The sequence below is a fragment of the Caballeronia grimmiae genome (assembly GCF_000698555.1).
Taxonomy (GTDB): domain Bacteria; phylum Pseudomonadota; class Gammaproteobacteria; order Burkholderiales; family Burkholderiaceae; genus Caballeronia; species Caballeronia grimmiae.
In genome coordinates this window covers 93,141-104,829 of sequence record NZ_JFHE01000002.1, presented here as the reverse complement: position 1 = coordinate 104,829, position 11,689 = coordinate 93,141, and the positions used below count along the sequence as shown (strand labels likewise).

Sequence of the window (11,689 nt, the reverse complement as noted above, 5' to 3'; positions counted from 1 at the left end):
ATTGCCTGTCCGAAGCCGGGCAGCCGGCGTTGACTTACCGCTTCCCCCCTTCCACCGCCTTCGCATACCCCGTCAGCTCGAGATACCCTCTCCCCCGCCGCCCGGCGCTCTGCGCTTCGCCCGTCACCGTCACCGCGCCCTCCCAATACACCGCGCCCGTCGATTCGCGCGAATCCAGCTCCTGATCGTCGATCAGCGGAGCCAGACGCCAGCGCATTCCGCCGACGCGCACCGTCATCGCCACCGGATACTCCGTGTTCGTGCGCGGCGATCGCCACTGGCGCTCCGGCGTGAACTCGACATCGCCGGGGCCGTATTGCGTCGTGCGGCCATCGCTGCCACGCAGCGCAGCGTGCGACCAGACCGCCCGGCCGTCGCGGGAGCGGACCTTGAAGGCCATTAGCGCGGCGCCATCGTCCAGATTCGCGCCGAGCCAGTCCCAGCCCGATGCGTCCGCCGAAAGCAGCGTGCTCGACCACTCGTGATCGAGCCACGCACTGCCCTTCACGTCGACGGTCTCGCCCTTTCCCGACGACGACGGCCGCGTCACCCGGCCGCTCACCTGCAATTGCGGCTCGCTGTAGTAATAGCTCGCCTGCTGCGGCTGCGGACCCTTGCGTGAATAGCCGCCCTCACCCTGGATCATCGGCGGCTGCGTCGGCGTAAAGACGAGATGCAGCGCGAAACCGGCGGCATCGGCATCGGCGTCGACGGCATAGCGGCCATCCGGATCGCGAACCATGCGCCACGCATCGAGCTTCACATCGGTATTGCCCGCGTTAGAATAGGCCAGCCCGAAGCCCTGCCGCGCGATGTGCTGGTCGTGCACGAGCCGTCCATACGCCGGATCGGACAGCGCCGCGTGCGCGACGATCAGCTGCGACGGATCGAACGCGCCCTCGCCGCCGCCCTTTCCGGTGCTGGACCGAAAGAACGTAATCTGAAAACCGAGCGGCTTGTGGTCCGGCGTCTCCAGCCAGCCGGTCGCGTACCACCATTCCGTGCGATACGGCGGATGCGCGCCGCTGTCCTGCGGCCAGTCGATCGCCCGCCCCGGCACGACCGCCGCGAACTGCGGCTCGGCGGCGAGCGCGGCAGTCGAAAGGAGCGCGATCAGCATCGTCGATAAAGCGCGCATCACCAGTCCTCCCGCACGGCGCGAACCGCATCGACTGATACCGCGCGCCGCCCGGCCAGCACCGCCGTCGTACACGAGGACACCAGCATCACGCAGCCGATGATGAGCAGCATCGTCCATGGCACGTGCAGCGACATCGTCCAATGAAAGGATTGCGGATTCACGACGAACACGAGAATCAGGCTGATCGCGAAGCCGAGCACGCAGCCCACCGCGATGCCGAGCACCGTGAGCAGGCCGCCTTCCGAGGCGAGCAGCGCGAGAATCTGCTTTTTCGTGACGCCGACATGCCGCAGCATGCCGAACTCCCGCGAGCGCGCGAGCGTCTGCACCGAGAACGTCGCGGCCACGCCGAACAGGCCGATGACGATCGCCACCGCCTCCAGCAGATATGTGACCGCAAAGCTGCGATCGAAAATGGTCAGCGTGCGCGCGCGGATGTCGCCGGGCTGCGAGAACTCGAGCGCATCGCCGAACGGGAGCTTCTGCAGCGCCGCGATGACCTGCCCCGCCGACGCGCCCTTGCGCAAGGTGATGCCCGCATCGGTCGCGCCCATGTCGCCGGTCAGCCGCCGATAGTCCGCGAGGCGAATCTGCAGCGCCCCGGTCTGCCGCACATAGTCGCGCCAGATGCCCGCGACGACGAAGCGCTCGCTCGCGCCGCCGACCGGCAGCGTCAGCCGTTGCCCGGTGCGGTAGCCGTACAGGTCCGCCATCGCCTCGGACGCCCAGACCGGCGTTTCATCGGTGCGCCACGATTCGGGCGGCAGCGTCGCGCCGGTCATCTGAAGCATCGCGCCGGGATCGGACTCGTTGATCTCGCGGGCGATCAGCGCGACCGGCGGCTTCGATGCATCGAGCGTGACCTGCGATGCGCGCGAGAACGCTGCATGCGCGACGCCGTTGGTCGCCGCGATCTGCGCCTGCTGGTCCGGCGTGAGGCCGCCCGTGTCGCCGCTCGACACCACGCGCGCGTAGACATCGGCGGAAAGGAGATGCTCCAGCCAGTCCACGACCGACACGCGAAAGCTCGCCACCATGATCGCCATCGCGACGATCAGCGTGAAGCTCGACAGCACGCCGCCCATTGCAATCGACGCCTGCCCCGGCGCGTTCGCGAGCCGCGCGAGCGCGAGCGTCGCGACCGCGCTGCGCTTGCGCTTCGCGCGCAGCCATCCATGCGTGATGCTCGCCGCGCCGAAGACGATGGCGGTCAGGCGCGGCATCAGCGCGATTCCGCCGATCAGCAACAGCGCGACAGCCGCATAGCCGGCGAAGGGCGCATCGTCGATGGGTGGCGCCTGCGTCAGCGCCGCGCCGAGCGCGAGGCAGAACAGCGCGGGCCATGGCGTCGACAGCGGCGAGAGCGCGGCTTCCTCGCTGCCCGCCTTCAACGCCGGCGCGGGCCGTGCGCGAGCCGCTTCGAGCGCCGGAACGAGCGTGCCGGCGAGCGCCACGCCGATGCCGAGCGCGAGGAAAACCGCTGTCGAGACCGGCTCGAAGTGAACGCGCGGCTGGACGCCGGGGAAGTATCCACCGCCCAGATCGCTGCCGAAAAAACGCAGCGCGATGCCCGCGACCGTGAACCCCAGCGCGATGCCGAGCACAGCGCCGGCGACGCCCAGCAACGCGCCTTCCGTCATGATCTGCCGCACCAGATGGCCGCGCGTCATGCCGAGCACGCGCAGCATCGCGAATTGAGCGCGGCGTCGCACCACGCCCGCGGCCTGCGTCGAAAAGACGAGGAACGCGCCCGTGAACAACGCGACGAGCGCCAGCACGTTCATGTTGATGCGATACGCCCGCGACAGTCTGTCGGTGCGGCTTTCGATATCCCGCGTCTGCCCGACGACGATGCGCGCGCCGAGTTCGTCCTGCAACGCGCGCTGAAACGCTTCGCGATCGACGCCGCGCGCCAGTTGCAGATCGATGCGCGTCAGCCGGCCCTGCATGCCGAAGCGCGACTGCACGGCGGCGATGTCCATCACGCCGATGCGCTGCCCCGGCAACGCCCGCACGACGCCGCCCGCCACGCGCAGCGGCACCGGCGACGTGCCGCTTTGCAGATCGACCTGCAAGCCCACGCCGGTATGCAGCCATTGCTGCGCGGCGGTCGAAAGAAAGATCGCATCGTCCGATAAGACGTCGAGCGGCGCTTGCGGCGACGGCACGCCGGTCAGATCGGGGGCGATGCGTTTCGCGCGGAACACGTCGATGCCGAGAACTTTCAGCGGCGCGCTCTGCTTCGGCACGGCGACATCGACTTCGAGCACGGGACTCGCCATCGCGACGCCGGGACGCATCGCGAGTATCGGGTAAAGACGTTCGTCGATGTACGGCTGCACGCCGCGCACCTGCAAGTCCGCCTGACCGGAAAGACTGCGGGCGGCGGCGGAGAATTCATTGAACGCGGCGCTGTTGATGAGCTGCACCGCATAGCCGAGCCCGACGCCCAGGGCGATCGTGAGAATGGCGACGAGCGCGCGTCCGCGATGACTGCGCCATTGCGCGCCGAGCAGCCAGCGGGACAGCAGGCGATGAGCGGCCGGGCGCGCCGTCATCGTGCACGCGCTTCGTTGAACGCCGAAAGCGATGCCGCTTCGTGCAGGGCGCCGTCGGCGAGAACCAGCACGCGGTCGGCGAAGGCCGCCGCCGCTTCCGAGTGCGTGACCATGATCGCGGCGGCGCCAGTCGCGCGCGTTTCCGTTCGCAGCAAGCCGAGAATTTCGTGCGCGGTTTGCGGATCGAGATTGCCGGTGGGTTCATCGGCGAGGATCAGGCGCGGCCGATGCACCAGCGCCCGCGCGATAGCCACGCGCTGCAGTTCGCCGCCCGAAAGCTGGCGCGGGAGATCGTCCTGACGATTGAAGAGGCCGACTGCTGCGAGCATGCCGTGCGCCGGCGCGATAGGCATGCCATTGAGCAGGAGCGGCACCGCGACGTTCTGCACGAGCGTCAGATGCGGCAGCACGTGGAACGCCTGGAACACGAAGCCGAGCTTTTCGCGGCGTGTGCGGGTGGCGGCTTCGTCGCTCAGCGCGGAGATGGATACGCCGTCGATGAGGATTTCGCCGCTGTCCGGCGCGTCGAGTCCCGCGATGAGATTCAGCAGCGTGGACTTGCCGACGCCCGAGTCGCCCATGATCGCGATGAATTCGCTCGATCCGAGCGTGAAGTCCAGTCCCGCGAGAATGGTTCTGCCAGAACCGAAAGTTTTATGAAGGCGGCGGCATTCCAGTGCTGGGCGGGTCATAGGCAGGCGCGTTCCGGTGTTCTCGGGTGTTGCCTATTATGCCTAGGTGTTTCGTCGGATGTGAACGTGCCTTGCGCCCGTTGAAGCGCCGCAGCGCGCTTTTAGTGAGGATGCCGTTTCAATCAGCTCCAGTCGTCCATATCGTGCTTGATGCTGTGGCGGTTCGCGATCAGCGTCTCCACGCTCGGCTCGTTGTTCATCGCGCGCTGGATGGCGAGCTTCGTCGCTTCGTAGTTGGTGCGATACATGTCCTTCTTGTCGAGATTGGCGTCGGTCACGCAGCGCGGATCGATCCACACGAGGCTGATGATGCACAGCTCGTTGGCGTGCTCCTTCGGCAGGATGCCTTCGATCAGGCAATCGACGACGGCATCGGCGGTGGCCGACTGAACCACGCCGCCGAATAGCTCGATGGTCGGCATGTCCTTCAGCGTGACCTTCGGGACGATCATCGTCGCGGGCCGGACCATTTGATTGCATGCGCGGATCGCGAACATCGCGGTATGCCCTTTCGACTGCGCCATCATGTTCGCGAACGCGTGACCGACGGGGCCGTCGACACGTCCGATCAGGATTTCCGGCATGGCGTCGGTGGCCTGGCCGGGCGCGGCGAAAACGGTGGCTTCGCCGGCGCGGAAGGTGAGGTCTTGAGGCATGAGGCGGCTCCTTGGGTCGTCGGTCATGCGAAGTGGAGAGGGGATGCAAGGAGGGTGCCATGGGTCTACATCAACCGGTGCCGGGCGCTTCGCGCCACAGAGCGAACCGCAGGCGTGACAGTCTGCGCTTGTCGTAAAGCAACAAGGATCACAGCCCGGGCTGGCGGTCACGCCGCCGCAAACCGCACCGCCACCACCAAGCCCCTCCCCGAAGGGTCGCTTGCCGAAATCGCGATTTCCCCGCGATGCGCCTGCACGATCTCACGCGCAATCGCAAGCCCGAGCCCCGTGCCCTCGGTATCCGCCGATGCGCGATAGAACGGCTCGAACACGCGGCTGCGCGCTTCCGCCGGTATGCCCGGCCCGTCGTCGGTGACGGCGAGCGTCACGCGCTCGCCGTCTTGCGCCACCGCGACGGTCACGTGCCCGCCCGATTGCGTATAGCGCACGGCGTTCTCCGTCACGTTGAACACGAGCGCCGCAAGCAATCCCTCGTGACCGATGATCCACGCCGCATCGCCCAGTTCCGCGCCGAGATCGATGCCGCGCTTCTCGGCAACCAGCGCGAGATCCTCGACCACCTCTTTCGCGATGCCCGACAGGTCCGCCTTCTGCGTCGCCAGTTGCGTGTAATCCGCCGCTTCGGCTTGCGCGAGCAGCAGCAGCTTGTTGGTCAGGCCGACCATCGAGCGCGTGCTGCGCTGCATCGCCGCCAGCGCTTCGGTCAGCGACGGCTCGAGCGCACGATGCTGCCGCGCATATTGCACCTGCGTCTCAAGCACGGTCAGCGGCGTACGCAACTGATGCGCCGCATCCGCGATGAAGCGCCGCTGCGCCGCCACCTGCACGCCGAGCCGCGCGATGCACTGGTTGATCGCATCGACGATAGGCCGCAACTCCGCATGCAGGCGCTCGACGCGCAGCGGCTCCAGCTGCATCGGATCACGGTCCATCACCTCGTCCTTGATCTTCAGGAGCGGACGCAGTTCGAAGGTCAGGCCGATGCACGCCAGCGCCACCGCGAGCAAGACGATCTCGATCTGCCGCACGAGCTGCCCGCGCCAAAGCTGGCGCACCATCGCATCGCGCGATGCCTGCGTCTTGCCGACCGACACGAGCACGTGACGTATCGATCCGTTGTCGTACATGCGGCGCACGTAGCCGATCACGCGGATCGACGCGCCGTGCAAAGCCGCGTCGTAGTAAATGGGGGTATCGTGCGTCGCGGCTTCGGCTGCGGCACGGTTCGACGGGAAGTCCGGCAGGCCCGCGAGCAGGCGGCCATCGTCGACGCTCACGTTGTAGTAGACCTGATCGCCATGAGGCGACGCGAACACTTCGAGCGCCGCTGGCGGTATGTCGACGCGCAACATGCCGTCCGACCACTCCACTTCGCCCGCGATCATCCGCGCCGACGCGAGCAGCGTGTTCTCCTGCAAGAGGTCGGCCGTGTGGCGCGCGTTGTCGTATGCGGCCTTGCCCGACACGAACACATACAACGCGAGCGGCACGAGCAGCCACCACAAAAGGCGAACGCGCAGGCTATTGGTCATCGTCCTTCTTTCGAAGCAGATAGCCAAGCCCGCGCAAGGTCACGATCGCGGCGGAACTGCCATCGAGTTTCTTGCGCAGCCGCGACACGTAGATTTCGAGCGCGTCCTCGCTCGGCTGATCCTCGTGCGTGAAGATCGCGTCCAGCAGCGACGCCTTCGACACCGTCTTGCCGAGCCGCAGCATCAGCGCTTCGAGCACGCTGCGCTCACGCGGCGTCACGTTGAGGGGCGCGCCCTTGAGCGCGAACTGGCGCGTGTCGATATCGAAGACCAGATCGCCGCACGACACTTCGTTCGCCGTCGCGGCGCTGCGCCGGCGGATCATCACCTTCACGCGTGCGATCAGTTCGCGGACCTCGAACGGCTTGACGAGGTAATCGTCCGCGCCCGCGCCGAGCAGTTCGACTTTTTCGTCGATGGAACCGCTCGCCGTGAGGATCATCACCGGTGTCGCGTCGCCGCGCTGCCGCATGCGGCGCAGGACGTTCTTGCCCGACAGCCGCGGCAGGTTGAGATCGAGCAGGACGACGTCATAGTGATTCGCGCGCAGCAGTTGATCGGCCGCTTCGCCGTCTTGCACCGCGTCGAGCGCGAACGCCTCCTGTTCCAGCATCTTGGCGAGCCAGAGCGAAAGCGTCGGGTTGTCTTCGATCAGGAGCAGCTTCATGCCGCGCGATTGTAGGGCGTCTCGCGAATGCGCGATGCATCGGGTTAACACCCATGTTCCGGCATCGGCTCAGAAAGCTGGCAGAAGGTTTGGCATTCCTATAATCGCCGCACACATTCGAAAAGCGGGCCGCGCACGACGGCCCATCTCAAGGAGACTCCTGATGCGTACTCTGCGCCAGATCGCTGCTTTATCCGGTGTCGCTTTCGCGCTCGCCGCCGCTTCCGTATCCGCCCACGCGGAAAAGTTATCGATCATGGTCGGCGGCGCGACCAAGATCATCTATCTGCCCGCGAAGCTGACCGAGCAGCTCGGCTACTTCAAGGACGAAGGGCTCGATGTCGAAATCCTCTCGCAGCCCGCGGGCGTCGATGCCGAGAACGAGTTGCTCGCCGGCGCGGTGCAAGGTGTGGTCGGCTTTTACGATCACACCATCGACCTGCAGAGCAAGGGCAAGGAAGTGCAGGCGCTCGTCGTGTTCGGTCAGGTGCCGGGCGAAGTGGAAGTGGTGTCGACCAAGGCATCATCGACGATCAAGAGCATGGCCGATGTCAAAGGCAAGACGCTCGGCGTGACGGGCCTCGGTTCGTCGACGAGCTTTCTCACGCAGTACCTCGCGCAGCGCGCAGGCGTGACGTCGAAGGAATACACGCTGCTGCCGGTCGGCGCGGACAACAGCTTCATCGCGGCGATCAAGCAGGAGCGCATCGACGCGGGCATGACGACGGAGCCGACGGTGTCGCAACTGCTCAAGACCGGCGACGCGAAGGTGCTGGTCGACATGCGGACCATCGAAGGCACGCGCGCCGCGCTCGGCGGCACTTACCCGGCGTCGAGCTTCTACGTGCAGCGCGCGTGGGCCGAATCGCACAAGGCGGAGGCCGCCAAGCTGTCGCGCGCCTTCGTCAAGACGCTGAACTTCATCGCGACGCACAGCGCCGAGCAGATCGCCGAGAAGATGCCGAAGGATTACTACGCGAAGAACAAGGAACTCTACGTGGGCGCGCTGAAGGCCTCGCTGCCGATGTTCACGAAGGACGGCAAGATGCCCGCCGATGGCCCGGATACCGTGCTGAAAGTGCTGTCGGCGTTCAATCCTTCAGTGAAGGGCAAGCATATCGATCTGGCGCGCACGTATTCCAACGAATATGTGGCGGGCGCGGCGATGGCGTCGGCATCGAAGTGAGGCCGGCGATGAATACGACACGACAACCCGCGATCGAACTTCGCAATGTCTCTTGCCGCTTCATCTCGCCCGATGGCCGCGCGACCGTCGCGCTGCGCGACTTCAGCATGTCGGTGGCGAAGGGCGAGTTCGTCGCGATCGTCGGCCCGACGGGATGCGGCAAGTCCACGACGCTCGGCATGATCACGGGCCTGCTCAAGCCGACGACCGGCGAAGTGCGCGTGATGGGCGCGCCGGTCGACGGCATCGATCCGCGCATCGGCTTCGTGTTTCAGGCGGATGCCGTGTTTCCGTGGCGCTCGGTGCTCGACAACGTCGCCGCCGGCCCGCTGTACCGCGGCCGCTCGAAGTCCGCCGCCTACTACGAAGCCAACGAATGGCTGCGCCGCGTCGGCCTCGACAAATTCGGCAAGCACTATCCGCATCAGTTGTCGGGCGGTATGAGAAAGCGCGTGGCGCTCGCGCAGACGTTCATCAACAAGCCCGAAATCCTGCTGATGGACGAGCCGTTCTCCGCGCTCGACATGCAGACGCGCACGCTGATGCAGGACGAACTGCTGGAGCTCTGGTCGGCGAACGCGGGATCGGTGGTGTTCGTCACGCACGATCTCGAAGAAGCCATCGCGCTTGCTGACCGCGTCTTCGTGCTGACCGCGCGGCCCGCGACGCTCAAGAAGGTCTACGAGATCGACTTGCCGCGTCCGCGCATTACGTCGGAGATTCGGTATCACCCGCGCTTCATCGAAATCTCACGCGATATCTGGCACGACTTGCGCGAAGAAGTGCAAATCGGCTGAACCTGTCCGAAAGGAACATCGAACATGTCAACACCTCAACAGACGATGCCCGCAGGCATCGACGCCGGCGCGCTCGCGCAAGTCGAACGCGAGGCGCAACGGCGCATCCGGCAACGTCATGCGCTCGTGATCGGGCTGCGCATCGCGGTGCTGGTCATCGTGCTCGGCGGCTGGGAACTGTCCGCTCGCCTGCACTGGATCGACCCGTTCTTCTTCTCGATGCCTTCCGCGATCTACGAGCAGATCGTCGAATGGTTCGTCGAGGGCACGTCGCAAGGGCCGTTGCTCACGCAAGTCTGGGTCACGCTCGAAGAGACCGGGCTAGGCTTCATCATCGGCTCGGTGGCGGGCGTGTTTTGCGGCATCGTGCTCGGGCGCAACAAGCTGCTGTCGGATGTGTTCAGCATCTACATCAAGATTGCGAATTCGATTCCGCGCGTGGTGCTCGGCTCGGTGTTCGTCATCGCGCTCGGGCTCGGCATGGCGTCGAAGGTCGCGCTCGCGGTCGTGATGGTGTTCTTCGTCGTGTTCGCCAATGCGTTTCAGGGCGTGCGGGAGGCCGACCGCTACATGATCGCGAATGCGCAGATTCTCGGCGCGTCGCGGCGGCAAGTGACGACTTCGGTAGTCATTCCGTCGGCGCTGTCGTGGATTCTCGCCAGCCTGCACGTGAGCTTCGGCTTCGCGCTCGTCGGCGCGGTGGTCGGCGAATTCCTCGGATCGAAGCAGGGCATCGGGCTGCTGATTTCCACGGCGCAAGGTGCGTTTAACGCAAGCGGGGTCTTCGCGGCGATGATCGTGCTGGCCGTCGTCGCGCTGGCGGCGGACTATCTGTTGACGGCGGTGGAGCAAAGATTGTTGAAGTGGCGGCCTGCTGCGGCCTGATTCGCGGCCCAACTCGGTCCTGATTGAAACGCAAAACCCCATGCGCGGCGCATGGGGTTTTTGCTTTGGCGCGGCGGATCAGACGTCCGTATTCGCCTTGATCTGCTTTTCCCAGCCGAACGCGTGGACTTCCGACACCGGCCGATCCACCGCGACGACGCCGCGCAGCTCGCCGGGCATCGGCAGCACGAGACCATGCCACGTCGACGATGCAGCGCCCTCCCCGCGCCCCGCTCTTTGGCTGGCGATATGCGCCGCTTCGACGAGCGCGATCTGCGCGCCCTGAGCGCCCGGCGCGTCGACACTGAGGCCGATTCCGACATCGGCCGACGCCACCGCCATCACGATCCAGATGCCCGAGTACGACACATCGACGCCCACGCTGCGCTCCCCCGCCGCGTCCTTCACGACGATGCGCTCATCGGGCGCATCCTCCACGCGCACTTCCTGAGGGCGGCAGCCAAACATCTGCGATACGACGAGCCGCAGTGTCGCCCGCGCGACGCCGAAGCGGCGGCCAATCGCCGAGTTCGGATAGAGCCGCGCCCGCTTGCGCTCCGCGACGCTCAGCCAGCTTCCGATATTCGATGCCGACGCAAAGCGAAACTCGCTCGTGATGAGCCACAGGCCGACTTCGCCCTCGGCGGGCGGCCGGTCGACAGTGCGCGACTTGGCGAGATCGTGGAAATGCCAGGCCACGTTGTCCGCGAGTTCCAGCGGCAGGGGGACCGAGCCGTGCATCACGCATTCAGTCCCGGTGACACGGCGATTTCATGCGGCATGGCGGCGCTCCTTTCGGTTGTTCTTTAGACGATGTGCGCCTCGTGCGGGCAGCTATCGATTCTCAGCAATGAATTCTTAAGAAATGCTTAGGCGCATCGGAGATCTCCGAATCAGACCGGGGAGAAGCCCTTACGGGTCGCACCGGAGTTGATCGCATCTCACACCCGCGCTGACAAATCGTCGATTCCTTGGCTGTCGAACGCCGCGCAGAATGGCCGCATCCACCTATCAGGCGGAATCGACAGAGGAATGAGTTCATGCAGAAGAATCTTTTTATCGGTGAAGGCTTCGAAGGGCCGGGCGTCAATCTCGCCCATATCAACGTGCTGGTCGGGCCGCGCAGCGGTCCCGCCGGTCAGGCCTTCGCCACCGCGCTCGCGACACCCTCGGCGGGACATGCGCCGTTCGTCGTCATCACGCAACCGGGCGTGCCGACCAAGCCGCTCACGCTCTATGTGAACAAGGCGCAGATCGAGGGCGACTTCCACGGCAACGCCACGTGGGGCGCATCGCAGGCGGGCATCGCGAAGGCGGTGGCCGAATCGCTCGAAAACGGCACGCTGCCGCCCGAAGCGGAGAACGACTGGGTCGTCGTGACGGCGAACTGGGTCAATCCGAAGACCGACGATCTCGACGCCGTGTTCGCGAACAACTACCGCGCGTGCAAGAACGCGATCGTCGCGGCGATGGAAGGCCTGCCGCGCAAGGAAGCCGTGTTCGCCGCCGCACGCGAGGTGTCGAACCCGTTCTACACGCCCAAGAAAAAGTAAG

The 11,689-nt window shown here is 65.8% G+C and carries 11 protein-coding genes; 4 read left to right on the top strand and 7 right to left on the bottom strand.

Features of this window, described 5'->3' with window-relative positions:
* Positions 1-34 precede the first annotated feature (34 nt).
* The 6 genes from BG57_RS02765 to BG57_RS02740 all read right to left on the bottom strand — a co-directional run bounded on the left by BG57_RS02765 (position 35) and on the right by BG57_RS02740 (position 7,267).
* Complete coding sequence (locus BG57_RS02765; RefSeq protein ID WP_035960056.1) at positions 35-1,138, bottom strand: lipocalin-like domain-containing protein; 1,104 nt, start codon at positions 1,136-1,138, stop codon at positions 35-37.
* Positions 1,138-3,699, bottom strand: coding sequence for an FtsX-like permease family protein (locus BG57_RS02760; protein ID WP_035960055.1), 2,562 nt, complete (start codon positions 3,697-3,699; stop codon positions 1,138-1,140). Before BG57_RS02760 ends, BG57_RS02765 begins: the two co-directional genes overlap by 1 nt.
* Complete coding sequence (locus BG57_RS02755; RefSeq protein WP_035960054.1) at positions 3,696-4,391, bottom strand: ABC transporter ATP-binding protein; 696 nt, start codon at positions 4,389-4,391, stop codon at positions 3,696-3,698. Before BG57_RS02755 ends, BG57_RS02760 begins: the two co-directional genes overlap by 4 nt.
* Positions 4,392-4,513: 122 nt before the next feature.
* Positions 4,514-5,047 (bottom strand): formaldehyde-activating enzyme, encoded by a 534-nt coding sequence (gene fae / locus BG57_RS02750; protein ID WP_035960053.1) that lies wholly within the window; start codon positions 5,045-5,047, stop codon positions 4,514-4,516.
* A 167-nt stretch (positions 5,048-5,214) separates the two neighbouring features.
* Entirely contained in the window at positions 5,215-6,600 is a 1,386-nt protein-coding gene (locus BG57_RS02745) for a sensor histidine kinase (RefSeq protein WP_035960052.1), read from the bottom strand.
* Positions 6,590-7,267, bottom strand: coding sequence for a response regulator (locus BG57_RS02740; protein ID WP_035960051.1), 678 nt, complete (start codon positions 7,265-7,267; stop codon positions 6,590-6,592). Before BG57_RS02740 ends, BG57_RS02745 begins: the two co-directional genes overlap by 11 nt.
* A gap of 163 nt (positions 7,268-7,430) precedes the next feature.
* On the opposite strand from BG57_RS02740, the gene BG57_RS02735 reads away from it, so the two are divergent.
* Genes BG57_RS02735 through BG57_RS02725 form a run of 3 tightly spaced genes read left to right on the top strand, consistent with a single transcriptional unit; the run spans position 7,431 to position 10,135 of the window.
* A complete protein-coding gene (locus BG57_RS02735) occupies positions 7,431-8,453 on the top strand; it encodes an ABC transporter substrate-binding protein (RefSeq protein WP_035960050.1) in 1,023 nt (340 codons plus the stop codon).
* Between the two features lie 8 nt (positions 8,454-8,461).
* A complete protein-coding gene (locus BG57_RS02730) occupies positions 8,462-9,250 on the top strand; it encodes an ABC transporter ATP-binding protein (protein WP_035960048.1) in 789 nt (262 codons plus the stop codon).
* A 24-nt stretch (positions 9,251-9,274) separates the two neighbouring features.
* Positions 9,275-10,135 (top strand): ABC transporter permease, encoded by an 861-nt coding sequence (locus tag BG57_RS02725; protein ID WP_035960047.1) that lies wholly within the window; start codon positions 9,275-9,277, stop codon positions 10,133-10,135.
* A gap of 78 nt (positions 10,136-10,213) precedes the next feature.
* Here BG57_RS02725 and BG57_RS02720 read toward each other — a convergent pair whose 3' ends face one another.
* Complete coding sequence (locus BG57_RS02720; protein WP_052005583.1) at positions 10,214-10,876, bottom strand: 4'-phosphopantetheinyl transferase family protein; 663 nt, start codon at positions 10,874-10,876, stop codon at positions 10,214-10,216.
* Between the two features lie 299 nt (positions 10,877-11,175).
* On the opposite strand from BG57_RS02720, the gene fae (BG57_RS02715) reads away from it, so the two are divergent.
* Entirely contained in the window at positions 11,176-11,688 is a 513-nt protein-coding gene (gene fae, locus BG57_RS02715; RefSeq protein WP_035960046.1) for a formaldehyde-activating enzyme, read from the top strand.
* Position 11,689 lies beyond the last annotated feature (1 nt).